This window comes from Lysobacter sp. KIS68-7, assembly GCF_021284745.1.
GTDB lineage: Bacteria > Pseudomonadota > Gammaproteobacteria > Xanthomonadales > Xanthomonadaceae > Noviluteimonas.
On record NZ_CP089925.1, the window covers coordinates 2,170,758 to 2,193,450 of the forward strand.

23 protein-coding genes are annotated in these 22,693 nt (G+C 68.3%); 13 read left to right on the top strand and 10 right to left on the bottom strand.

Going from position 1 to position 22,693, the window contains the following annotated elements; all coding sequences use genetic code 11:
- Positions 1 to 5 precede the first annotated feature (5 nt).
- Both metG and LVB87_RS10595 read right to left on the bottom strand, forming a co-directional pair.
- Positions 6 to 2,060, bottom strand: a complete 2,055-nt coding sequence (gene metG, locus LVB87_RS10590; RefSeq protein ID WP_232897931.1) for a methionine--tRNA ligase — start codon at positions 2,058 to 2,060, stop codon at positions 6 to 8.
- 107 nt (positions 2,061 to 2,167) lie between these two features.
- Positions 2,168 to 2,614, bottom strand: a complete 447-nt coding sequence (locus LVB87_RS10595; RefSeq protein ID WP_232897932.1) for a DUF2147 domain-containing protein — start codon at positions 2,612 to 2,614, stop codon at positions 2,168 to 2,170.
- Between the two features lie 339 nt (positions 2,615 to 2,953).
- Between LVB87_RS10595 and apbC the strand changes: the two genes are divergently transcribed.
- Positions 2,954 to 3,814 (top strand): iron-sulfur cluster carrier protein ApbC, encoded by an 861-nt coding sequence (gene apbC / locus LVB87_RS10600; RefSeq protein ID WP_232900539.1) that lies wholly within the window; start codon positions 2,954 to 2,956, stop codon positions 3,812 to 3,814.
- 44 nt (positions 3,815 to 3,858) lie between these two features.
- Entirely contained in the window at positions 3,859 to 4,431 is a 573-nt protein-coding gene (gene dcd, locus LVB87_RS10605) for a dCTP deaminase (RefSeq protein WP_232897933.1), read from the top strand.
- Positions 4,432 to 4,824: 393 nt separating this feature from the next.
- On the opposite strand, the gene LVB87_RS10610 is transcribed toward dcd, so the two are convergent.
- From LVB87_RS10610 to LVB87_RS10620, 3 genes are read right to left on the bottom strand one after another with little or no spacing between them, the layout of a single operon-like run.
- Complete coding sequence (locus tag LVB87_RS10610; protein WP_232897934.1) at positions 4,825 to 5,112, bottom strand: hypothetical protein; 288 nt, start codon at positions 5,110 to 5,112, stop codon at positions 4,825 to 4,827.
- Positions 5,113 to 5,122: 10 nt separating this feature from the next.
- On the bottom strand, positions 5,123 to 5,557 hold the full coding sequence (locus LVB87_RS10615; protein ID WP_232897935.1) for an HIT domain-containing protein: 435 nt from the start codon (positions 5,555 to 5,557) through the stop codon (positions 5,123 to 5,125).
- Positions 5,554 to 6,222, bottom strand: a complete 669-nt coding sequence (locus tag LVB87_RS10620; RefSeq protein ID WP_232897936.1) for a dienelactone hydrolase family protein — start codon at positions 6,220 to 6,222, stop codon at positions 5,554 to 5,556. Before LVB87_RS10620 ends, LVB87_RS10615 begins: the two co-directional genes overlap by 4 nt.
- A gap of 150 nt (positions 6,223 to 6,372) precedes the next feature.
- Here LVB87_RS10620 and rimO point away from each other — a divergent pair, with 150 nt between their 5' ends.
- Entirely contained in the window at positions 6,373 to 7,728 is a 1,356-nt protein-coding gene (gene rimO / locus LVB87_RS10625; protein ID WP_232897937.1) for a 30S ribosomal protein S12 methylthiotransferase RimO, read from the top strand.
- On the opposite strand, the gene greB is transcribed toward rimO, so the two are convergent.
- Genes greB through LVB87_RS10640 form a run of 3 tightly spaced genes read right to left on the bottom strand, consistent with a single transcriptional unit; the run spans position 7,725 to position 10,247 of the window.
- A complete protein-coding gene (gene greB / locus LVB87_RS10630; protein WP_232897938.1) occupies positions 7,725 to 8,222 on the bottom strand; it encodes a transcription elongation factor GreB in 498 nt (165 codons plus the stop codon). The genes rimO and greB overlap by 4 nt on opposite strands.
- 19 nt (positions 8,223 to 8,241) lie before the next feature.
- A complete protein-coding gene (locus LVB87_RS10635; protein WP_232897939.1) occupies positions 8,242 to 8,697 on the bottom strand; it encodes a hypothetical protein in 456 nt (151 codons plus the stop codon).
- Positions 8,698 to 8,726: 29 nt separating this feature from the next.
- A complete protein-coding gene (locus LVB87_RS10640) occupies positions 8,727 to 10,247 on the bottom strand; it encodes a helicase HerA-like domain-containing protein (protein ID WP_232897940.1) in 1,521 nt (506 codons plus the stop codon).
- Between the two features lie 154 nt (positions 10,248 to 10,401).
- Here LVB87_RS10640 and LVB87_RS10645 point away from each other — a divergent pair, with 154 nt between their 5' ends.
- A complete protein-coding gene (locus tag LVB87_RS10645; protein WP_232897941.1) occupies positions 10,402 to 11,970 on the top strand; it encodes a transglycosylase SLT domain-containing protein in 1,569 nt (522 codons plus the stop codon).
- 42 nt (positions 11,971 to 12,012) lie between these two features.
- Here LVB87_RS10645 and asd read toward each other — a convergent pair whose 3' ends face one another.
- Together asd and LVB87_RS10655 are read right to left on the bottom strand one after the other, a co-directional pair.
- Positions 12,013 to 12,885 (bottom strand): archaetidylserine decarboxylase, encoded by an 873-nt coding sequence (gene asd, locus LVB87_RS10650; protein ID WP_232897942.1) that lies wholly within the window; start codon positions 12,883 to 12,885, stop codon positions 12,013 to 12,015.
- 4 nt (positions 12,886 to 12,889) lie between these two features.
- Positions 12,890 to 13,534 carry an SCO family protein gene (locus tag LVB87_RS10655; RefSeq protein ID WP_232897943.1) on the bottom strand — a complete coding sequence of 215 codons (645 nt, stop codon included), beginning with the start codon at positions 13,532 to 13,534 and terminating at the stop codon, positions 12,890 to 12,892.
- A gap of 120 nt (positions 13,535 to 13,654) precedes the next feature.
- On the opposite strand from LVB87_RS10655, the gene prmB reads away from it, so the two are divergent.
- From prmB to trpA, 9 genes are all read left to right on the top strand, one after another.
- Positions 13,655 to 14,581 carry a 50S ribosomal protein L3 N(5)-glutamine methyltransferase gene (gene prmB, locus LVB87_RS10660; RefSeq protein WP_232897944.1) on the top strand — a complete coding sequence of 309 codons (927 nt, stop codon included), beginning with the start codon at positions 13,655 to 13,657 and terminating at the stop codon, positions 14,579 to 14,581.
- A gap of 6 nt (positions 14,582 to 14,587) precedes the next feature.
- The gene (aroC, locus tag LVB87_RS10665) at positions 14,588 to 15,688 is read left to right on the top strand and encodes a chorismate synthase (RefSeq protein WP_232897945.1); all 1,101 of its coding nucleotides are present in this window, start codon (positions 14,588 to 14,590) and stop codon (positions 15,686 to 15,688) included.
- Between the two features lie 55 nt (positions 15,689 to 15,743).
- On the top strand, positions 15,744 to 16,763 hold the full coding sequence (locus LVB87_RS10670; protein WP_232897946.1) for an aspartate-semialdehyde dehydrogenase: 1,020 nt from the start codon (positions 15,744 to 15,746) through the stop codon (positions 16,761 to 16,763).
- Between the two features lie 142 nt (positions 16,764 to 16,905).
- Positions 16,906 to 18,678: a FimV/HubP family polar landmark protein gene (locus LVB87_RS10675; RefSeq protein WP_232900540.1), complete on the top strand. Its 1,773-nt coding sequence runs from the start codon at positions 16,906 to 16,908 to the stop codon at positions 18,676 to 18,678.
- A gap of 25 nt (positions 18,679 to 18,703) precedes the next feature.
- The gene (gene truA, locus LVB87_RS10680; RefSeq protein ID WP_232897947.1) at positions 18,704 to 19,486 is read left to right on the top strand and encodes a tRNA pseudouridine(38-40) synthase TruA; all 783 of its coding nucleotides are present in this window, start codon (positions 18,704 to 18,706) and stop codon (positions 19,484 to 19,486) included.
- On the top strand, positions 19,483 to 20,148 hold the full coding sequence (locus LVB87_RS10685) for a phosphoribosylanthranilate isomerase (protein WP_232897948.1): 666 nt from the start codon (positions 19,483 to 19,485) through the stop codon (positions 20,146 to 20,148). The genes truA and LVB87_RS10685 overlap by 4 nt, the downstream gene beginning before the upstream one ends.
- A 25-nt stretch (positions 20,149 to 20,173) precedes the next feature.
- A complete protein-coding gene (gene trpB, locus LVB87_RS10690) occupies positions 20,174 to 21,373 on the top strand; it encodes a tryptophan synthase subunit beta (protein ID WP_232900541.1) in 1,200 nt (399 codons plus the stop codon).
- A gap of 40 nt (positions 21,374 to 21,413) precedes the next feature.
- Complete coding sequence (locus LVB87_RS10695; RefSeq protein ID WP_232897949.1) at positions 21,414 to 21,797, top strand: DUF3144 domain-containing protein; 384 nt, start codon at positions 21,414 to 21,416, stop codon at positions 21,795 to 21,797.
- 65 nt (positions 21,798 to 21,862) lie between these two features.
- Positions 21,863 to 22,657, top strand: coding sequence for a tryptophan synthase subunit alpha (gene trpA / locus LVB87_RS10700; protein WP_232900542.1), 795 nt, complete (start codon positions 21,863 to 21,865; stop codon positions 22,655 to 22,657).
- Positions 22,658 to 22,693: the final 36 nt, after the last annotated feature.

A 22,693-nucleotide genomic window follows, 5' to 3' on the forward strand; every position in this document is an offset into this window, starting at 1 on the left:
CTCCCTTACTTGACCGGCGAACCCGCGTCCGCGCCCGGCGCGTCGAGCAGGTGCAGCGCACCGCCGTCCAGGCCCGCCGAGAGGATCATCCCTTCGCTGATGCCGAAGCGCATCTTGCGCGGCGCGAGGTTGGCGATGAATACCACGTTGCGGCCGACCAGCGACGCAGGATCGCCGTAGGACGCGCGGATGCCCGAGAAGATCTGGCGCTTGCCGAGCGCGCCGGCGTCGAGTTCGAAGCGCAGCAGCTTGTCCGAGCCGTCGACGAACTCGCAGGCGAGCACCTTCGCCACGCGCAGGTCGAGCTTCGCGAAATCGTCGATGCCGATGTGCGCGAGTTCCTGTGCAGGCGCGGGCACGGCAGGCTTGGCGGCCGCCACGGGCTGCGCGGCAACGGGGGCGAGGGTGTCCTTGCTGGCGTCGGTCATCTGGTCGATCTGCTTGGGGTCGATGCGGGTGAAGAGCGGTTGGTAGGCACTGATGCGATGGCCGAGCAGCGGCGCGGCGAGATCGTCCCAGCGCGACACGCGTGCGCCGAGGAAATCTTCCGCCTGCGCGGACAAGCGCGGCAGCACGGGCTTCAGCAGCCCCGCGAGCACGCGGAAAAGATTCAGGCCCTGCGTGCACACGGCCTGCAGTTCGGCGTCCGCGCCTTCCTGCTTGGCCAGCACCCACGGCTTCTTGTCGTCGATGTAACGGTTGGCTTCATCCGCGAGCGCCATCACGTGGCGCAGCACGGTGGCCGGTTGATTCGTGTCGTACGCGGCCGCGATCGAGGGAATCGCTTCGACGAAACGGGCGTACATCGCGTGGTCGGGCAGCGCGTCGGCGAGCTGGCCGCCGAAGCGCTTCTCGATGAAGCCCGCGCAGCGGCTGGCGAGGTTGACGAACTTGCCCACCAGGTCGCTGTTCACCCGCGCGATGAAGTCGTGCAGGTTGAGGTCGAGGTCGTCGACGCCGCCACCGGACTTCGCCGCGAAGTAGTAACGCAGCGCTTCGGGATCCAGGCCCGCTTCCAGGTACGTGCGCGCCATGATGAAGGTGCCGCGCGACTTGGACATCTTCGCGCCGTCGACGGTGAGGTAACCGTTGACGTGCAGCTTCGTCGGCGCGCGGAAACCCGCGCCGTGCAGCACCGCCGGCCAGAACAGGCCGTGGAAGTTGACGATGTCCTTGCCGATGAAGTGGTGCAGCTCGGCCTCGCTGTCGTGCGCGAGGTAGTCCATGAAGGACGCACCGGCGGCCGCATCGCGCTCGCACAGCACCTGCAGCGCGGAGAGGTAGCCGATGGGCGCATCCAGCCACACGTAGAAATACTTGCCCGGATGCCCCGGGATTTCGAAACCGAAGTAGGGCGCATCGCGCGAGATGTCCCACGCGCGCAGGCCGCCTTCGGCGTCGATCCATTCCATCAGCTTGGCCTTCACGCCCGGGATCGCGACGTCGCGCGCGAGCCAGCCGCGCAGGAAGTCGGTGAACTGGCCGACTTCGAAGAAGAAGTGTTCGGAGTCGCGCACTTCCGGCGTGGCACCGCTGAGCACCGAACGCGGTTCCTTCAGGTCGGTCGGCGAATACGTCGCGCCGCAGTTCTCGCAGTTGTCGCCGTACTGGTCGGGCGTGCCGCAGTTGGGGCAGATGCCCTTGATGTAGCGGTCGGGCAGGAACATGCCCTTGGCCGGGTCGTAGAAACCCGCGACCGAGCGGCGCGTGATGTGGCCCGTCGCGTCCAGGCGCGCGTAGATCGCTTCGGTGAGCGCGCGGTTGGCCTGCGAGTTGGTGGAGTCGTAATGGTCGAAGGCGACGTGGAAATCGGCGAAGTCGCGCTCGTGCTGCGCCTGGATGCCGGCGATGTAGGCCTCCGCGCTCATGCCGGCCTTTTCGGCGGCGAGCATGATCGGCGTGCCGTGCGTGTCGTCGGCGCACACGAATCGCACCGCATCGCCCGCCATGCGGCGCGCACGCACCCAGATGTCGCCCTGGATGTAACCGACCAGGTGACCGAGGTGGAGGGGCCCGTTGGCGTAGGGCAGGGCGCAGGAAACGGCGACGTGGCGATTCATGGGGTTCGCGGAGCAGCGGGTCGGTGATTATTGCAGGTGTTCCCGTCCGGAACGAAAAAAGCCCGGCTTTCCGCCGGGCTTTTCGGGATTCCAGCTGGCGCGGGCCGTCAGTCGGCGCGCACCCACGTCGCCGAGCGACAGAAGATCAGCTTGCAGCCGGTGATCTCGAGCTTCTTGCCGCCTTCGATCGCCTTGACGCTCTTCACCTTGAAGTGCTCGCCGGCGGAAGGCTTGAAGCCCTGGCCGCCGCCCCACACGCCGTCGACCTGCTTCATGTCCCAGAAGACCATCATGCCGGCGATCGGCTTGCCCTTGTCGGCGCCGTCGCATTCGTCGCAGTTCTGCTTGGCCGGATCGAGCATCTCGACGACATGGGCGGCAATCGAGCCGTTCTTGGTGCGATACACCTCGGTGATCGACATCGCCTTGCCGGTTTCGTCGTCGATGGTCTTCCACTTGCCGAGCACCGGATCCGGTGCCGTCTGCGCCGACACGGCGGACAGCGCGGCGAGCAACGGCAGCGCGAGCATGGACGCGAAGAGCTTGTTGCGCATGGTCCCTCCCAGGGATGCGTGGATGGTGTCCGCGCGAGGGCGGTACGCCGGCTTTATACCGCATCCGCCTGCGTACGGAAGGCGCGCCCCACGCCGGTACAATGTCGGGCTTCCCCCGCGTTCATCGCCATGACCCCCCTCGAATCCCGTATCGCCGCCATCCGCGACCCAGAAGCCGGGCTCACGCTCGCCGAAACGGGCGCGCGCATCCGTGCCGCCGCCAGCGAGGGCCGCGCGGCCGTCGCGATCACGCTGGGCTATCCGGCGCAGCGTTGGCACGAGGGCCTGCGCGACGCAGTCGGTGGTGTCCTCGCCTCCGAAGGCCTGTCGCTGGCGAGCCTGGAAGTGCAGTCGCGCATCGATGCGCACGCACCGCAAGGCGAACTCACGCCGCTGCCGCGCATCCGCAACGTGATCGCGGTGGGCTCGGGCAAGGGCGGCGTCGGCAAGTCGACGACCGCGGTGAACCTCGCGCTCGCGCTGGCCCAGGAAGGCGCGCGCGTGGGCGTGCTCGACGCGGACGTCTACGGCCCGAGCATCCCCACGATGCTGGGCCTCACCGGCCGCCCCGACAGCCCCGACGGCAAGGCCATCGAACCGATGCGCGCGCATGGCGTGGATGCGATGTCGATCGGCCTGATGGTCGAGCAGGACACGCCGATGATCTGGCGAGGCCCGATGGCGACCTCCGCGCTCACGCAACTGCTCGAGCAGACCCTGTGGGGCAGCGACGGCCAGCTCGATTACCTCATCGTCGACCTGCCGCCGGGCACGGGCGACATCCAGCTCACGCTGGCGCAGAAGATCCCGGTCGCCGGCGCGGTCGTGGTGACCACGCCGCAGGACGTCGCGACGCTGGACGCGCGCAAGGCCTTGCGCATGTTCGAGAAGGTCCACGTGCCCGTGCTGGGCCTGGTCGAGAACATGGCGGTGCACGTGTGCTCCAACTGTGGCCACGTCGAACACCTGTTCGGCCAGGGCGGCGGCGAGCGCATCGCCGCGCAATACGGCGTGCCGCTGCTCGGCGCGCTGCCGCTGGACATCGGCATCCGCGAACAGGGCGACGCCGGCACGCCGATCGTGGCCGCCGCGCCCGATTCCCCGGCCGCCGCGGCCTACCGTGCCACGGCCCGCCGCATGGCCGCCGAACTCGCGCGCCGCCCGCGCGCGCCGGTTTCGCTCGGCGCGCAGCTGCTCTGAAGGTTAAGATCGGCTTCCTTTTTCGACCCGCGCAGACGTCCCGAATGAGCATCAAGAGCGACCGCTGGATCCGCCGCATGGCCGAGCAGAACGGCATGATCGAGCCGTTCGAGCCGGGCCAGGTCAAGCATTCCCCGGTCGACGGCCATCGCATCGTCAGCTACGGCACCTCCAGCTACGGCTACGACGTGCGTTGCTCGCGCGAGTTCAAGGTGTTCACCAACATCAATTCCACGATCGTGGATCCGAAGCATTTCGATTCGGGCAGTTTCGTGGACATCGAATCCGACGTCTGCATCATCCCGCCGAATTCCTTCGCGCTCGCGCGCACGGTCGAGTACTTCCGTATTCCGCGCGACACGCTGGTGGTCTGCCTGGGCAAGAGCACGTACGCGCGCTGCGGGATCATCGTGAACGTGACGCCGCTGGAGCCGGAGTGGGAGGGCCACGTGACGCTGGAATTCAGCAACACGACGCCGCTGCCGGCGCGCATCTATGCCAACGAGGGGGTGGCGCAGATGTTGTTCTTCCAGAGCGACGAAGTGTGCGAGACGTCGTACAAGGATCGCGGCGGCAAGTACCAGGGGCAGACGGGCGTTACGCTGCCGAAGACCTGAGGCGTCAAAAGCCTCGGCTTGCGGAGAGTCCGGCCTGTCACCCGCTCGATGAGCGCGTCTGTCGGAGCGCCTCCAAGCCGCATCCATGCAACCGGAGCTCCGCCCGGGTGGCCATCCATGGCCGCCCTGCAGCCACGCTCATCGAGCGTGTGCCAGGCCTCCACCGTAAGTCACCATTTGCGGCTTCGGTAAAAAGCTTCTAAGCCTCTAACGCAGCGTGCTCGCAAATGGTGGCGAGGAACGGCACGTACTCGGTTGTCGCGACTGAAGCACGGCCATGGATGGCCATGCGGGCGGAGCTCCGGTTGCATGGATGCGGCTTGTAGGCGCTCCGACAGGCGCGATAACCGAGGGCGTGGCGGTCCGTCCCCCCGGAGCCGAGGCTCTTAAGCGTTACGGCTTCTGATAGGTGACAAAGAACCCCTGCAAGTCACCGTTCTCGATGTAAGGCTCCACGCTCTGGACTTTGTAGCCGTACTTCGCGAAGGCCACGTGCGCCTTGCTGAGCGAATTGGCCGCGCCCTGGTTGCGGAACCCCCAGGTCGCCTCGACCCAGATCGTCACCGCGGGCATGTTCTGCTGCGCGGCCTCGGCGGCGGAAGTCTCGGGCTTCTTGTCGAACAACGCGTACGCGGGCAGGGTCACGACGGCCAGCATCGTGGCCAGCAACAACTTGCGCATGGGAAAGCTCTCAGGATTCGGGTTCGACGATTGTGTCGCGTAACAGCTGAATCCGCTCGATCAATGCTTCCGGCGCATAAGGTTGCGCCGCCGCCATCCCCCACACCGGGCGCGGCCAGGCGATGTCCTGTTCGTAACGGGCGATCACGTGTACGTGCAGTTGCGGGACCAGGTTGCCGAGTGCGGCGACGTTGAGTTTGCGCGGGCGGAACACGCGCAGGGTGCGTGCGGCGCGGTCGATCTCGCGCATCAGGTTGGCTTGCTGGTCGGTGGACAGGTCGGTGACTTCGGTCGCGCCGGCCACGCGCGGCACGAGGATCAGCCAGGGATGGTTGGCATCGTCCATCAGGCGCACTTCGCACAGGGGCCAGGAGTCGACCGGATGCGTGTCGTCGGCGAGCTGCGGATGCAGGTGCCAGGGTTCTTGTTGCGGGTGGTGTTTCATCGGAGTTGTGTTTCGAGGAAATCGAGCGTGCGCGTCCATGCGGTCTGCGCCGCCTGCGCGTTGTACACCTTCGGGTCGACGTCGCGGTTGAAGGCGTGGCCCGTGTGTTCGTAGACGAAGACCTGCGCCTGGGGTTGTTTCTCGCGGTGCTGTTCGATGTCGGCCGCGGGGATGCTCGGATCGTCGGCACCGAAATGGAACATCAGCGGTGCGCCCGCGTGTTCGTCGAGGAAGGGCACGCTGCGCGCGCCGTAGTAGCACACCGCGGGCAGCGAGAGCCGCGTCGCGCACAGATAGGCGAGCGTGCCGCCCCAGCAGAAGCCGACCGCGCCGACGCGCAGGCCTTCCATCTGCAGTTTCTCGGCCGAGGCATTGAGCAGGTCCATCGCGCGCGGGAAGCCCAGCGCCGTCACGAGTGCGCGGGCGCGCTGGATGCCGGCGTCGGAATAGTCGAGTTCGACGCCATGTTCGACGGGATCGAAGAGGGAGGGGGCGAGGGCGACGAAGCCCGCGTCGGCCAGCCGGTCGGCGACGCTGCGCATGTGAGGATTCACGCCGAAGATTTCCTGGATCACCAAAACGGCGCCCTTGGACGGGCCGGCCGGTTCGGCGCGCCAGCCGCGGATGGGGCCGTGGGGCGTCTCGATATCGATCCAGCGGTGCATGGGTGCTCCTGCGGGCATGCTCCGGCCACGATCCTACTCCTTGTGAGGCCGGGCCCGAAAAACCTGAACCTGCGGCCGCTTGGATCCGGTGCCGGGGCCCGGGCGCACCTATAATCCGCGGCCTTCGCTCTCCACCAGGTCGTTGATTCGATGTCGGTTTCCACCAAGTCCAAGCCCGCCGCCCAGGGAGGCAAGGTCGGTTTCGTCAGCCTCGGTTGTCCGAAGGCGCTCGTCGATTCCGAACGCATCCTCACCCAGCTCAAGGTCGAGGGCTACGACATCGTGCAGTCCTACGACGATGCCGACATCGTCGTGGTCAACACCTGCGGCTTCATCGATTCGGCAGTGACCGAATCGCTGGACGCCATCGGCGAGGCGATTGCGGAAAACGGCAAGGTGATCGTCACCGGCTGCCTGGGCAAGAAACCGGAGCAGATCCGCGAAGCGCACCCCGACGTGCTCTCGATCAGCGGTCCGCAGGACTACAAGAGCGTGATGGATGCGGTGCACCTGGCATTGCCGCCGTCGCACGATCCCTTCGTCGACCTGCTTCCGGACTACGGCCTGAAGCTCACGCCGAAGCATTACGCCTACCTCAAGATCTCCGAAGGCTGCAATCATCGTTGCACCTTCTGCATCATTCCCTCGATGCGCGGCGACCTGGTCTCGCGCCCCGTCGACGACGTGCTGCGCGAAGCCGAAAAGCTCGCGATGGGAGGCGTGCGCGAGTTGCTGGTGATCTCGCAGGACACCTCGGCCTACGGCGTGGACGTGAAGTACGCCGAGCGCACCTGGCGCGGCAAGGCCTACCAGACGCGCATGAAGGCCTTGTGCGAAGGCCTGTCGGAACTCGGCATCTGGACGCGCCTGCACTACGTCTACCCGTATCCGCACGTCGACGAGATCATTCCGTTGATGGCGGAGGGCAAGCTGCTGCCCTACCTCGACATTCCCTTCCAGCACGCGAGCCCGCGCATCCTCAAGCTGATGAAGCGTCCGGGTGCGGTGGAGAAGACGCTGGAGCGCGTGTCGCGCTGGCGCGAAATCTGCCCGGAGCTCGCCATCCGCTCGACCTTCATCGTCGGCTTCCCGGGCGAGACCGAAGAAGAATTCGAAACGCTGCTCGATTTCCTCGATGAAGCGCAGCTCGATCGCGTGGGTGCGTTCGCCTATTCGCCGGTCGACGGTGCCGCGGCGAATGCGCTGCCGGACCAGTTGCCGGAAGAATTGAAGCAGGAACGCCTCGCGCGCTTCATGGAGCGCCAGGCGCAGATTTCGGCGGATCGCCTCGAAGCCAAGGTCGGCACCGTGCAGCGCTGCCTGGTGGATGCGATGGATGGCGAACTCGCGATCGCGCGTTCGCGCTTCGATGCGCCGGAAATCGATGGTCTCGTGCAGATCCAGGATGGGCGCGAAGCGGGGCTGCGTCCCGGCGACTTCGTCGATGTCGAGATTCTCGGCAGCGACGAACATGACTTGTTCGGCGAAACCGTCGCCCGCGACTAGTACTGCACGTCCACGATGAAATAGCGCGCGTTGCCTCCGGGCAGCGCCGCTTCGAACTCGTCGTCCACGCGCTTCTTCAGCATCGCGCGCGCCAGCGGCGAATCCACGCTGATCCAGCCCAGTTTCGCGTCCGTCTCGTCCGGCCCGACGATGCGGTAGGTGTGCGTTTCGCCGCTCGTCGCGTGCTCGATCTCCACCGTCGCGCCGAAGAAGACCGCCTCGCGATCAGACGGCGCCTCCTCGACCACGCGCAAGGCCTCCAGGCGCTTGGAGAGATAGCGCACGCGCCGATCGATCTCGCCCAGTTGCTTCTTGCGATAGGTGTACTCGGCGTTCTCCGAGCGATCGCCCTCGGCCGCCGCGGCGGCGAGGGCACGCACGACCTCCGGCCGGCGCACGCGCCAGAGGTCGTCGAGTTCCGCTTTCAGGCGCGCGTGGCCTTCGCGCGTGATCAGCGCCGTGGCCTTTTCGCCGGGGGGGCGCCAACGTCCCATCGCTGCTCCTACGGGCCCATCACTGCGTCGTGCGGCGAAGCACCTGGCCGTCGGCCGCATGCAGTTCGTCGTTGTTGACGAGTTCGTACACGCGATCCTCTTCGGCCTTGGCGTTCGGATCCAGGCGGATGTGGTGCGCATCCGGCTCCAGCGTCCAGGTGCCGGTGTCCGGCGCCTTCGCGGCCACGCTTTCGCTCGTCATCGAATACGCACCGTCCGCAGTGAAGGTCACCGCGCTCTTCGCATCGCCGAAGGTGCCGGCGAACCCCTTCGCATCGAAGGTGGTGTGCTCGCCGGGCGCGGGGGCGTCGGAGACACCGACGGGTGCTGCGGCCACGGTGCCGGACGGCGCCTCTTCGACCGTCGCGGGTGCGGCCACGGTGGCCGGCGCGGCAGCGGCGGGCGCTTCGCTCGTGCGATTGCAGGCAGCGAGCAGCGCAAGCGGAAGCAAGACAAGCACAAGCGAAGAACGCATCGAACACCTCATGCAGTGGATGGAAAGGATCAGCGTTTGCTGCCGCCGAAGATGCCGCCGAGCACGCCGCGCAGGATCTGCCGGCCGACCTGGCTGCCGACGGTGCGCGCGGTCTGCTTGGCCATCGTCTCGACCATGCCCTGGCGGCGCTTGGTTCCGAACAGGACGTCCTTCACCGACTGGCTGAAGCCGCCTTCGTTCTCGTCGTCTTCCTGCGTCTTCGCCTTGGGCGCATCGACGCGTTCCGTCGCGGCATGCGCCTTCGCCGCCAGCATTTCCGCGGCGGATTCGCGATCCACGCGCGTGTCGTATTTCGCGCCGACCGGGCTGCCCGCGCGGACCTGCATGCGTTCGGCGTCGGTGATCGCGCCCATGCGGCAGCGCGGCGGTGCGATCAGCGTGCGTTCGACGGGCATGGGCACGGCCTTGCTTGTGTCGGTGTCGTGCAATGTGGAAACGAGTGCTTCGCCGACGCCAAGCGCGGAGATCACCTTCGCCACGTCCAGGGCCGGGTTGGCGACGAAGGTTTCCGCCGCCGTGCGCACCGCCTTCTGGTCGCGCGGCGTGAACGCGCGCAGGGCGTGCTGCACGCGGTTGCCGAGCTGGCCGAGGATGTTGTCGGGCACGTCGTCGGGGAACTGCGAGCAGAAATACACACCCACGCCCTTGGAGCGAATCAGGCGCACGACCTGTTCGACGCGCTGCTGCAGCGCGGGCGGCGCGTCGTCGAACAACAGGTGCGCTTCGTCGAACACGAACACGAGCTTGGGTTTGTCCAGGTCGCCCACTTCCGGCAGCGTCTCGAACAATTCGGACAGCAGCCACAGCAGGAAACTCGAATAGAGGCGCGGTTTGAGCACGAGCTGGTCTGCGGCGAGCACGTTGACGACGCCGCGGCCGTCCTGCGTGGTGCGCATGAGGTCTGCGAGCGCGAGCGCGGGTTCGCCGAAGAATTGATCGGCGCCGTCCTGCTCGAGGCGCAGCAGCGCGCGCTGGATCGCACCGACCGATTGCGTGCTGACCAGTCCGTAGGACGTGGAGATGTCCTTGCGTTCGTCCGCGACAACGCCGAGCAGCGCGCGCAGGTCTTCGAGATCCAGCAGCAGCAAACCGCGGTCGTCGGCGAGCTTGAACACGATGTCGAGCACGCCGGCCTGCGTGTCGTTGAGCTCGAGGATGCGCGCGAGCAGCGTCGGGCCCATCTCGCTCGCGGTGGCGCGCACGGGATGTCCGAGCTTGCCGTACAGATCCCAGAACACCACCGGATTGGCGGCGGGCGCGTAATCGGCCACGCCGATCTGCGCGGCGCGTTCGGCGACCTTGGCATCACCGCTGCCAGCGAGCGCGAGCCCCGCGACATCGCCCTTCACGTCGGCGAGGAAGACCGGCACGCCGAGTTTCGAAAATCCTTCGGCCAGCGTCATGAGCGTGACGGTCTTGCCCGTGCCCGTGGCGCCGGCGACGAGGCCATGGCGATTGCCGTATTTCGGCTCGAGCGTGACCGGGCCGCCCTGCGGCGTGGTGACCGATTTTCCAATCAGGATGGACATGAGGGGGCCTGTTCAGGTGTCGGTGGATTCTAGCCGTGCGTCGGCGCAAAGCAGGCAAACCACGGACGGGTCCGCAGTTTCACACCTTCTGCCGCTTGCGAGCGTGCGCGCGCGAACGGTACCTTGCCCCGACTTTCGTTCACACAGCCTTAGCATGTCCGACTCTGCTGTCTCCCGTTTTGCGGTTGTTTCCCTCGGCCTGGCCGCGGCCCTCGTCGTGTATGCGCCGACTGCGCTCGCCCTGTCCAAGCGCGACCAGGCGGCCGTGGACCTGCTGAACGGGAAGATGGGCGCAGCCGAACAGCGCTACCGCGAGGCGGCCGTGAAGATCGGCAACAACGATCCCACCGGCACGGCCGAAAGCGATGCCGCGCTCGAGGACATGGAAGACGCCATCGCCGAGTGCGTGAAGCAGAAGGGCTGCTCGATGCCCACCATGCTCGCCACCTACAAGCGCCTGCTCAAGCAGAAGGCCGACGCGCAGACTGCCGTGGCCGACGATGACGACGACATGGACGACGGCGACGACGACCACATCGCATCGCCGATGACCGCCGACGTGCCGGAAGCCGCGCGCGCCGCGCAACTGCTGTCCGACGACCATCGCTTCGACAACATGGTCCAGTACAACCCGGCCGTGCAGGCCGCGATCCGCCGCTGGCTCACCGACATGCGCCCGGCGCTGATCGATTCCTACGAAAACTACGAATACCTGCGCAGCCAGATGTGGCCGCAGTTCGAGCGCGCGGGCCTGCCCGAGGCGCTGCTGTTCGGCATCATGGCCAAGGAATCCAACGGCAAGGTGCACGTGAGTTCGCGCGCCGGCGCCGCCGGCCCGATGCAGTTCATGTATTCCACCGGCAAGCGCTTCGGCCTGGGCCCCGACGGCACCGGCTTCGACACGCGCTTCGATGCGCGTGCGTCCGCCGAGGCCAGCGCGTCCTACCTCAACGAGCGCATGGCCGAGCTCAACCGCAGCATCGAAATGGCGCTGGCCGCCTACAACGGCGGCGAAGGCCGTGCGCTGCGCGTGTACCAGGGCAGCGGCGGCCGCGGCTTCTGGGATGCCTCCGTGTACAACCAGTTCCCGCCGGAAACGCGCGACTACGTGCCGATGGTGGTCGCGGCGGCGTGGCTGTTCCTGCACCCGAAGCAGTACGGCCTGAAGTTCCCGAAAGTCGAGACGAAGTCGGCGCCGCTCAAGCTCGTGCGCTCGGCTTCGCTGTACGAATTGACGATCTGCCTTGGCAACGGCGGCACGCGCGATGGCTTCCTGCGCGCGCTGCGCAACCTCAACCCGCGTTACGACGCGGACAGCTGGCTGCCGGCCGGCGCCACGCTCAACGCCACCACGCAGATCGTGCGCATGTACGACCGCCATTGCGCACAGGGTGCGCGCGCGGACCTCGCGCACCAGCTGGTGACGAGCGATCCGAACACGGCGATCGTGCGCGTGGGCCAGTTCGAAGTGGACAAGACGGTGGCGTCCGCGTCCTCCGACGTTGCGACGAAGGCCGACGCACCGAAGCCGGCCGCGAAGGCGAAGCAGGAATCGAAGAAGAAAAAGACCTATCGCGTGCGCAGCGGCGAAACGCTCACCGCGATTTCGCGCAAGTTCCAATGCGACACGCACGAACTCGCGCAGGCGAACAAGATCAAGGCGCCGCGCTACGCGATCCACCCGGGGCAGACGCTCACGCTGGAAAGCTGCGAAGCGAACTGAGTTCGCATACTCGGGCGCACCGCGCGGTGCGCCCGGATCGCGTCACACCTTCAACGTGGCCAGCCGCTCGCCGAGCTTCACCGGCGCCTGCGGGCCCAGCGCCGACGCCAGTTCCGCCACGCCCTTCGGGAACAGCACGATCACCGTCGAGCCGTAGTTGAAGCGCGCCATCTCGGCGAAGCGCTCCACCACGATGCCCTGGCCGCGATAGTCCTTCACGACGATCGGACCGCCGTAGGGCGGAATTTCGACGCCGCCCCAGACGGTTTCCACGCCTGAAACCAATAGCGCGCCGACCATCACCATCGCCATCGGCCCGAAGTCCGTGTCGAAGTGGCAGACCACGCGTTCGTTGCGCGCGAACAGCTTCGACACCGAACCGACCGCGTCCACGCCGACGCTGAAAAGCCGCCCGGGCACGTGCACCGTTTCGCGCAGCGTGCCGGTCCACGGCATGTGCACGCGGTGGTAGTCGCGCGGGGAGAGGTACACGGTCGCGAACGTCCCGCCGATGAAATCCTGCGCGGCGCGTTCGTCGCCCAGCAGTTCGGCGGTCGAGAAGCCATGGCCCTTCGCCTGGAACACGTGCCCCGGATCTTCATGCTCGGCTTCGCCGGCAAACCCGATGCGCCCGCATTCGCTGATGCGCCCGTCGGCCGGCATCAGCAGCGCGCGCGGATCGGCGTCGGGCTCGCGCGCGCCGGGCTTCAGCGCGCGGGTGAAGAAGTGGTTGAACGTTGCATAGCGCGTCGCATCCGGTTCCAGCGCTTCGGACAGGTTGACGTCGAACTTGCGCACGACGGTGTCGATCAGCCACTGCTTGGTGCGCGGGTTCGTCGAATACGCGAGCCGGCGCGCAAGCGAGGACAGGAAGCGGTGCGGCAGGACGTAGGTGAGGGCGGTGATCGGCGACATCGGATCAGCGTCCCATGGTCTTCGTGAGCATCCGGAAATCGGCGGCGATGTCGGCGGGCACGAGCGGCGGCTGCACGATGCCGGCCATGCGGCCCTGCGGATCGAGCACGGCGAGCGTGGCGGTGTGGTCCACGTTGTAGCGATCCGGCGGCGCGCCAGGCTCGGCGGGTGCCTTCATGAAGACCATCGACAGGCTGCGCGCGAAGGATTCCAGCGCGGGCAGGTCGCCGGTGGCGGCGAGCGTGTCGCGGTGGAAGGCATGCGCGTATTCGCCGGCGGCGATGGCCGTGTCGCGGTCCGGGTCGACGGAGACGAACAGCACGCGCGGGCGGGTGGAGTCCGGCAGGGCTTCCCACTGCTTCTGCGCCTGGGCGAGCTCGGCGAGCGTGGTCGGGCAGACATCCGGGCAATGGGTGAAGCCGAGGAAGACCAGCGTCCAGTGCCCCTGCAGTTCGCCTGGGACCAGCCGCGTGCCGTCGGACTGCTGCAGCGAATAGGCGGGCAGGGCGCGCGGCTCGGGGAACAGGCGCACGGCGCGGGTCTGCGGCTGCGCGGGCACGGCCGGGCCGAACCATTGGCGCGCCGCCCACAGGCCGAGCCCCGCGGCGAGCGCGACGACCAGGATCCAGGCGGTGGTGCGGTTGAACATGCGGGGTCCTTCTCGCGCGTTGCGTCGAATGGGGGGGAATGGGCGGGGGCGGAATCGAACATGATAGCTGCCGCGCTATCATCACGGCCCTTTCGCACCAATCCCCCCAACGCTGCCCCCATGACCGAAGCGCTTGCCACGATCATCGACCTGATCCGCTACGGCGCGAGCCGTTTCAACGCGGCCGGGCTCACCTTCGGCCACAGCTACGACAACGCGCTCGACGAAGCCACGCAGCTCACCCTGCACGCGCTGCACCTGCCGCACGACCTCTCGCCGGTCTACGGCAACGCGCGCGTGACGGAAGCGGAGAAGGAAGAAGTCCTCGCGCTGTTCCTGCGCCGCATCGAAGAGCGCATGCCCGCCGCGTACCTCACCGGCGAGGCCTGGTTCGCCGGCCTGAGCTTCAAGACCGATCGCCGCGCCCTGGTGCCGCGCTCGCCCATCGCCGAAATGATCATGGAAGGCTTCCAGCCCTGGCTCGGCGACCGCGAAGTGATGCGCGCGCTCGACCTGTGCACCGGTTCGGGCTGCATCGCCATCGCGATGGCCCACTACCACCCGGACTGGCATGTCGACGGCGTGGACATTTCCGACGACGCGCTCTCGCTCGCGCAGGAAAACCGCAAGCGCCTGCACGCCGACAACGCGCGCTTCCTCAAGTCCGACCTGTTCTCCGGCCTCACCGGCGAGCACTACGACCTGATCGTCACCAATCCGCCCTACGTCACCAACGCCGAAACCGACGCGTTGCCGAAGGAATACGACTACGAGCCCGAACTCGGCCTGCGCGCCGGCGACGACGGCCTGGACCTGGCGCTGCAGATCCTGCGCGACGCGCCGCTGCACCTGGATCGCGACGGCCTGCTGGTGTGCGAAGTCGGCGAAGCGGAGCAGGCGCTGGTCAAACTGCTGCCGGAACTTCCGCTGGCCTGGGTGGAATTCAAGGTCGGGCAGATGGGCATCTTCGTCGCCGAGTGCAGCGACCTGGTCGCGCACAATGCCCGCATCCGCGAACTCGCAGACGCACGCCGCCCGGGGCGCTGATCACGCATGAACACCTTCGGCCAGCTGTTCCGCGTCACGACCTTCGGGGAGTCGCACGGCCCGGCCATCGGGTGCGTGATCGACGGGTGCCCGCCGGGCGTGGCCGTGGCGCCGGACGATTTCCGCGACGACCTCGCGCGTCGCGCCACCGGGCGCAGCCGCCACACCTCGCAACGCCACGAGGCCGACGAAGTCGAGATCATCAGCGGCGTGTACGAAGGCCGCACCACGGGCACGCCGATCGCGCTGCTCGTGCGCAACACCGATGCGAAATCCAAGGACTACGACGCCATCGCGCAGACCTTCCGCCCCGGCCACGCCGATTACACCTACTGGCAGAAGTACGGCCATCGTGATCCGCGCGGCGGCGGGCGTTCCTCGGCGCGCGAAACCACGATGCGCGTCGCCGCCGCGGTGATCGCCAAGCGCTGGCTGCGCGAGAAGTTCGGCGTGCGCGTGCGCGGGCACCTGGCGCAGATCGGCGATCTCGCACCGCGTGGCTTCGACTGGAATGCGGTCGAAGGCAATCCGTTTTTCTGGCCCGACGAGGCGCAGGTCGCCGAGCTCGAGGCCTACATGGATGCGCTGCGCAAGTCCGGCGATTCGGTCGGTGCGCGCATTACCGTCGTGGCCGACGGCGTGCCGCCGGGCTGGGGTGAGCCGATCTACGGCAAGCTCGACGGCGAACTCGCCGCGGCGCTGATGTCGATCAATGCCGTCAAGGGCGTGGAGATCGGCGACGGTTTCGCCGTGGTCGCGCAGCGCGGCACGCAGCACCGCGACGAAATCACGGAATCGGGCTTCCTTTCCAACCATGCCGGCGGCATCCTCGGCGGCATCTCCACCGGGCAGCAGGTCGTCGTGTCGGCGGCGTTCAAGCCCACGTCCAGCCTGCGGCTGCCTGCGCGCAGCCTCGACCTCGACGGCCATCCGGTCGAAGTCGTCACCACCGGCCGCCACGATCCCTGCGTGGGCGTGCGCGCAACACCGATCTGCGAAGCGATGGTGGCGCTGGTGCTGATGGACCAGGCATTGCGCCATCGCGCGCAGTGCGGCGATGTCGGCGACGTCTCGCCGCGCATCGCACCGGGCGCGGGCAAACGCTGACGCCTGCAACGCATTTCTTGTTCCTATTTCGCAACACTTCCGAGACACCACACCGATGACCAGCAAGACCTTCACCGTCGCGGTCGTCGGCGCCACCGGCGCCGTCGGCGAAACCATGCTTTCCATCCTCGCGGAGCGCAATTTCCCGGTCGGGAACCTCGTCGCGCTCGCGAGCGAGCGTTCTGCCGGCACGAAAGTGAAATTCGGTCACCGCGACGTGGTGGTGCAGGACCTGGCCACCTTCGATCCGAAAGGCGTGGACATCGCGCTGTTCTCGGCCGGTGGTTCGACCTCGAAGGAATACGCGCCGAAGTTCGCGGCCGCCGGTGCGGTGGTGATCGATAACTCCTCCGCGTTCCGCTACGACGCCGACGTGCCGTTGGTCGTCACCGAAGTGAACCCCGACCAGGTGCGCAACCGTCCGCGCGGCATCATCGCGAATCCGAACTGCTCGACGATGCAGATGCTCGTCGCGCTCGCGCCGATCCACCGCAAGGCGGGCATCGAGCGCATCAACGTGTCCACCTACCAGTCGGTCTCCGGCGGCGGTCGCACGGCGATGGAAGAACTCGGCCGCCAGACCGCGGGCATCCTCAACTTCCAGGATCCGGAGCCGAAGAAGTTCCCGGTGCAGATCGCGTTCAACCTCATCCCGCACATCGACGACTTCCAGCCCAACGGCTACACGAAGGAAGAGATGAAGCTGGTGTGGGAGACAAAGAAGATCCTGGGCGACGACAGCATCCGCGTGAACCCGACCGCGGTGCGCGTGCCGGTGTTCTTCGGCCATTCCGAATCGGTGAACGTGGAAACGCGCGAAAAGATCACCGCCGCGGAAGTGCGCGCCATGCTGCAGACCGCACCGGGCGTGGAAGTGGTGGACGACGCGGTGCCGGGCGGCTACCCGACGCCGGTGACGCACGCCTCGGGCCGGGACCCGGTCTTCGTGGGGCGCATCCGGGACGACGAGTCGCACCCGCGCGCGGTCAACCTCTGGATCGTGGCCGACAACATCCGCAAGGGGGCGGCGCTCAACGCGGTGCAGATCGCCGAACTCGTCGCCGACGAGCGTTGACCGCATCCGCTGACCGCGCAGCGCGTCGCGTCCCGTTGTTTTACGCATTGCCGCCGCACCTTGCGGCGGCTAGAGTCCGATCGGGCCTGAGGGGGACACCGGCATGGATCTACGCTTGAGTCGATTGCGCGTCGCCCTGGCGATCGCGCTCGTCGCCGTGGCCGGCCCGGCCGCGGCGCTGGGCCTTGGCCAGATCCAGGTCAAATCGAAGGTCGACCAGCCGCTGCTGGCCGAGATTCCGATCATTTCGAGCGACCCGTCCGAGCTGGAGCAGCTGCAGGCGCGGCTCGCCTCGCCGGACACCTTCCGCCGCATCGGGCTGGAGCCGCCGACCGGCGCCGCCGCCGACCTGGACTTCAGCGTCGCGCTCGACGAGCGCGGCCGCCCCGTCATCCGCGTCACAAGCAGCGCACCGGTGGACCAGCCGCTGGTGACCTTCCTGGTCGAAGTCGACTGGGGCAGCGGGCGCCTGGTCCGCGAATACTCCGCGCTGCTCGATACCCCGCGCACGGTGGCCGCGCCCGCGCAGCCGCCGATCCAGGCGCCGACGATGGCGCCCTCGAACGTGATCGAGCGTCCGGTCGCCGCGGCCGAACCGGCGCCGCCACCGGCCCCGACCGACGACACGGCCCCGCAGCCGCCCGCCGAAGCGCCGGCCGAACCCGCACCCGCGAACGACGTCGCGGTCGCACCCACCCCGACGCCCGCACCCGCGCCGATCGCCGCACCCACCGACATCCCCGAGCAGATGCCCGCCGACCAGGTGAGCGTGCACAAGGGACAGACGCTGTCGGAGATCGCGAGTTCGGTCTCGCGCCGCGGCTACACGCTCGACCAGACGATGCTCGCGCTGCTGCGCGCCAATCCCGACGCCTTCGTGCGCGGCAACATCAACCTGCTCAAGGCCGGCACCGTGCTCCGCGTGCCGCCGGCCGAAGACGTCGCGCAGCTCGACGCGCGCGAGGCCGCCGTGGTCGTGCGCGACCACATCGACCAGTGGCGTGCGATGTCCGCACCGGCGCCGCAACCGGCCGCGATCGCCAACGACGGCGCGACGCAGTCCGGCTCCAATTCCAAACCCGCGAACTCCAATGCGCGCGTCGCGGGCGCGCGGCTGGAAATCGCACCGCCGGTGGGCGATGCGAAAACCCCGGGAACACGATCCGGCGCGAGCGCCGGAGGCGAGGGCGAGATGCTGCGACAGGAACTGCAACAGACGAAGGAAGACCTGGCCGCGCGTAGCGCCGAGGTCACCGATCTCAAGGCGCGCGTCGCCGAACTGGAAAAGCTGCAGGCCGACCAGGCGGCGCTGATCCAGATGAAGGACAGCCGCCTCGCCGCCGCCGAACAGCGCCTGGCACAGGCGAACGATGCGAAGGCCGCCGCGCCCGCGACGACCACGACCAAACCGGCGCAACCCGAACAGGCCTCGACTCCGGTGTGGTTGTGGGGCGGTGCGGGCCTGGTCGTGCTGAGCCTGCTCGCGTGGTTGTTCACGCGTCGCCGTGCGCCGGTGCCGGCCGCATCGCGCCGCAGCTACGACACCGAAGCGATGGCCGCCGGGATTCCGAAGGCGTCCGAGGAAGCCGACGAACCGCTGACCTCCAGGTCCGCGCCGCCGCCGGCCTTCGCCGACGTCGGCAGCGCACCGGCGAAGCGTCCGGAACCCGCGACGGATTGGACTTCCGCGCCCGCCGCGCTGGGCTCCGCGCCGACCTGGCACGCAGGCGGTGCGCCGCGCACTGCAGGCGCTGCGGTCGCCGAACCGGAAACCGCTGCGCAGCAACTCGAACTCGCGCGCGCCTACCTCGACATGGGCGACGACGACGCGGCGCGCGTGGTGCTGCGCGAAGTGCTCGCCAGCCGCGATCCGGCCGCACGCGACATCGCCGCGCGCATGCTGCGCGACCTGTGAGTCGTCGCGCGGGAAGGCAGGACTGATGCGTTACGCGCTCGGCGTCGAATACGACGGCGGCGACTTCCTCGGCTGGCAACGCCTCTCCAAGCCCGGGGAGGCCGGCGACGAAACGGTGCAGCAGGCGCTGGAGACGGCGCTGTCGTCCGTCGCGAATGCACGCGTGGACACCGTCTGCGCGGGCCGCACCGACGCCGGCGTGCATGCCGCATGCAACGTCGTGCACTTCGACAGCGATGCGAAACGAGAACCGCGCGGCTGGATGCTCGGCGCGACTTCGCGCCTGCCGCATTCGGTCTGCATCCGCTGGTGCGTGCCGGTGGCCGACGATTTCCACGCGCGCTTCTCCGCGGTCGCACGGCGCTATCGCTACCGCATCCTCAATCGTCGGGTCCGTCCCGCGCTGGGTCGCCAATACCTGACCTGGGAGCGCCTGCCCCTGGATGCGGAGGCGATGCACGCCGCTGCGCAGGCCCTGGTCGGCGAGCACGACTTCAGCGCCTTCCGCACCGTGCACTGCCAGGCCCCGCACGCGCGCCGCGACCTGCAGGCCATCTCGGTGGCCCGGACGGGGGACGAGGTGATCGTCGAGGTCCGCGCCAATGCATTCCTGCATCACATGGTTCGCAATATCGTGGGCAGTCTGTTGATGGTGGGGCGCGGCGAGCAGCCGGGCGGCTGGATCGCCGAGCTGCTGGCCGGCCGCGATCGCACCGTGGCCGGTCCCACCGCCCCGGGCACGGGGCTCGTCTTCCTCGGGCCCCTGTACCCGATCCGCTTCGGATTGCCCGACGAGGTGAGCGTGTGAGCCGCACCCTGTTCCGCACCCGCATCAAGTTCTGCGGCATGACCCGCGCCGGCGACGTGCGCCTGGCCAGCGAGCTGGGCGTGGACGCGGTGGGCTTCGTGTTCGCCGAAGGCAGCCCGCGCTGCCTGCAGCCCGAGGAAGCGCGGGCGATGCGCAACGCGATGGAGCCGCTGGTCGATGCGGTGGCCCTGTTCAAGGACAACGACGCCGAGTTGGTGCGCGAGGTGATCCGGCAGGTCCGGCCGACCCTCCTGCAGTTCCACGGCTCGGAAGAGGACGCCTTCTGCCGCAGCTTCGGGCTCCCCTACGTCAAGGGCATCCCGATGCGGGGCCTGGACCCGGGCCAACGCGCCTCCCAGTCCACCCAGTTGCACCTCAAGTACCCCGGCGCGGCCGGCTTCCTGTTCGACGGCCATGCGCAGGGCGAGCAGGGCGGGACCGGGCGCAGCTTCGACTGGACCCAGATCCCCACGGGCCTGGGCAAACCCTTCGTGCTGGCCGGCGGGCTGACCGCGGACAACGTCTTCGACGCGGTCCTGACCACCTTGCCCTGGGGGGTGGACGTGGCCAGCGGCATCGAAAGCGCGCCGGGAATCAAGGACGGCGATAAGATGCGGCGTTTCGTCGAAGAAGTCCGTCGTGCCGATTGCCACACCGATTGATCGATCCGTCCCCGACAGTCCCCGGATCGACTACCACGCCCAACCCGATGCGAACGGCCACTTCGGCCGCTTCGGCGGGCGCTTCGTGGCCGAAACGCTGATCGGGCCGCTGGAGGAACTCGCCGCCGCCTACGACGCCGCGCGCGTGGATCCGGCCTTCATCGGCGAGTTCGAGAACGACCTGGCGCATTACGTGGGCCGTCCGAGCCCGATCTATCTCGCGGAGCGCCTGAGCGACGACGTCGGCGGCGCACGCATCCTGCTCAAGCGCGAAGACCTGAACCACACCGGCGCGCACAAGATCAACAACACGATCGGCCAGGCGTTGCTCGCCAAGCGCATGGGCAAGCGCCGCATCATCGCGGAGACGGGCGCGGGGCAGCACGGCGTTGCGTCCGCGACGGTGGCCGCGCGCCTGGGCCTGGAATGCGTCGTGTACATGGGCGCGACCGACATCGAGCGCCAGAAGATCAACGTCTATCGCATGCAGTTGCTCGGCGCGACGGTCGTGCCGGTCACCAGCGGTTCGAAGACGCTGAAGGACGCGCTGAACGAGGCGATGCGCGACTGGGTGACCAACGTCGCCGACACGTTCTACATCATCGGCACGGTCGCCGGTCCCGATCCGTATCCGCGCATGGTGCGCGACTTCAACGCGGTCGTCGGGCGCGAGGCGCGTGCGCAGATGCTGGCCGAATACGGCCGTCTCCCCGACGTCGTCACCGCGTGCGTCGGTGGCGGCAGCAATGCGATCGGCATCTTCCACGCCTTCCTCAACGATCCTGCCGTGCGCATCGTCGGTGCCGAAGCGGCGGGCGAGGGCATCGCCACCGGACACCACGCCGCGTCGCTGGCCGCGGGCCGCCCCGGCGTGCTGCACGGCAACCGCACCTACGTGCTGTGCGACGACGACGGCCAGATCGTGGAGACGCATTCGGTGTCCGCGGGCCTTGATTATCCGGGCGTCGGCCCCGAACACGCATTCCTGAAGGAGACGGGGCGCGCGGAGTACGTCGGGGTGACCGACGACGAAGCGCTCGCCGCCTTCCACCAGCTCGCGCGCACCGAGGGCATCCTCGCCGCGCTCGAATCCAGCCACGCCCTTGCGCAGGCCGTGAAGCTCGCGCGCGGGATGCCGCGCGACGCGCTCGTGCTGTGCAACCTGTCCGGGCGCGGCGACAAGGACGTACACACCATCGCCGCGCGCGACGGTTTCGCTTTCTGATCCAGCACCAACTCAATTCGAACCACCAGGAGCAAATGCAATGACCGAAGAAACCCAGGCCCAGGCCGGCACGCCGGGCGAACTCGACCCGAAGTTCTTCACCGTGTGCAACGAGTACCTCGAGCTCACGAACAAGCAGGCGAAGGAACACGGCCTGAAGCGCATCAGCATGGCCAGCCTCTACGCGGCCGCGCGCTTCAACGCGCACGTGTACCTGTCCAGCGCCGGCGGCGACATCGCCAAGGACCGCACCAAGTTCCTCGACTACATGACCAACCTCTACCGCCGCATGCTCAACGAGCACCTGGACGGCCTGGGCGCCGAGCGCGGCCTGGACGTGGGCGAGTCGGAGCTGGCGTTCGAATACGCCGCGCGTGCGCGCGCCGAGCAGGAAGCGGCGGCCGCCGCGGCCAAGGACGCCTGATCCAGGTGAGCACGGGCCAGGTGAGCACGGGCCAGGTGAGCACGGGCCAGGTGAGCACGGGCCCCGTGGGCGTAGCGCGCATCGAGGCCACCTTCGGCGCTTTGCGCGCCGCGGGACGCAAGGCGCTGGTGCCGTTCGTCACCGCGGGCGATCCTTCGCTTGCGGCGACGGTGCCCGTCCTGCATGCGCTCGTCGCGGCCGGCGCCGACGTGCTGGAAATCGGCGTGCCGTTCTCCGACCCGATGGCGGACGGCCCCGTGATCCAGCGCAGTTCGGAGCGCGCGCTCGCGCGCGGTGCCGGGCTGGCCTACGTGCTCGATACCGTGCGCGCTTTCCGCAAGACGGATGCGCGCACGCCCATCGTGCTGATGGGCTACCTCAATCCGGTCGAAATCCGCGGTGCGCAGCGCTTCGCGGACGATGCGGCCGAGGCGGGCGTCGACGGCGTGCTGCTCGTCGACCTGCCGCCGGAAGAAGCGGGCGAACTGCGCACGGCCCTGGGCGCGCGCGGCCTCGCCCTGATCCTGCTCGCCTCGCCCACGACGCCGGCCTCGCGCCTGCGCCGCCTGTGCGAGGACGCGCAGGGTTACCTTTATTTCGTGAGTTTCGCCGGCGTCACCGGCGCGGACCGGCTCGACGCCGGTGCCGCGGCGGCGCGCCTGCGGGAATTGCGTGCCACGAGCGCGGTGCCCGTGCTTGCCGGCTTCGGCATCAAGGACGCAGCCTCCGCCGCGGCCATGGCCGAACACGCCGACGGCGTGGTGGTGGGCAGCGCATTGGTGGCGGCGATCGCCGACGCACCCGCACCCGCCGAGGCCGCCGGCCGCTTCCTCGCGCCCCTGCGCGAAGCGCTGCGCTAGACTGCCGCGCCCCCGGCTGATGCCGGGCCCAACCGA

Coding starts and splice junctions, on each gene's coding strand:
- LVB87_RS10635 (WP_232897939.1), bottom strand. CDS start 8,697: ATGCGTTCTTCGCTTGTGCTTGTCTTGCTTCCGCTTGCGCTGCTCGCT.
- metG (WP_232897931.1), bottom strand. CDS start 2,060: ATGAATCGCCACGTCGCCGTTTCCTGCGCCCTGCCCTACGCCAACGGG.
- LVB87_RS10620 (WP_232897936.1), bottom strand. CDS start 6,222: ATGCACCGCTGGATCGATATCGAGACGCCCCACGGCCCCATCCGCGGC.
- greB (WP_232897938.1), bottom strand. CDS start 8,222: ATGGGACGTTGGCGCCCCCCCGGCGAAAAGGCCACGGCGCTGATCACG.
- LVB87_RS10670 (WP_232897946.1), top strand. CDS start 15,744: ATGACCAGCAAGACCTTCACCGTCGCGGTCGTCGGCGCCACCGGCGCC.
- LVB87_RS10595 (WP_232897932.1), bottom strand. CDS start 2,614: ATGCGCAACAAGCTCTTCGCGTCCATGCTCGCGCTGCCGTTGCTCGCC.
- LVB87_RS10640 (WP_232897940.1), bottom strand. CDS start 10,247: ATGTCCATCCTGATTGGAAAATCGGTCACCACGCCGCAGGGCGGCCCG.
- LVB87_RS10610 (WP_232897934.1), bottom strand. CDS start 5,112: ATGCGCAAGTTGTTGCTGGCCACGATGCTGGCCGTCGTGACCCTGCCC.
- aroC (WP_232897945.1), top strand. CDS start 14,588: ATGAACACCTTCGGCCAGCTGTTCCGCGTCACGACCTTCGGGGAGTCG.
- truA (WP_232897947.1), top strand. CDS start 18,704: ATGCGTTACGCGCTCGGCGTCGAATACGACGGCGGCGACTTCCTCGGC.
- asd (WP_232897942.1), bottom strand. CDS start 12,885: ATGTCGCCGATCACCGCCCTCACCTACGTCCTGCCGCACCGCTTCCTG.
- LVB87_RS10695 (WP_232897949.1), top strand. CDS start 21,414: ATGACCGAAGAAACCCAGGCCCAGGCCGGCACGCCGGGCGAACTCGAC.
- prmB (WP_232897944.1), top strand. CDS start 13,655: ATGACCGAAGCGCTTGCCACGATCATCGACCTGATCCGCTACGGCGCG.
- dcd (WP_232897933.1), top strand. CDS start 3,859: ATGAGCATCAAGAGCGACCGCTGGATCCGCCGCATGGCCGAGCAGAAC.
- LVB87_RS10655 (WP_232897943.1), bottom strand. CDS start 13,534: ATGTTCAACCGCACCACCGCCTGGATCCTGGTCGTCGCGCTCGCCGCG.
- rimO (WP_232897937.1), top strand. CDS start 6,373: ATGTCGGTTTCCACCAAGTCCAAGCCCGCCGCCCAGGGAGGCAAGGTC.
- LVB87_RS10645 (WP_232897941.1), top strand. CDS start 10,402: ATGTCCGACTCTGCTGTCTCCCGTTTTGCGGTTGTTTCCCTCGGCCTG.
- LVB87_RS10615 (WP_232897935.1), bottom strand. CDS start 5,557: ATGAAACACCACCCGCAACAAGAACCCTGGCACCTGCATCCGCAGCTC.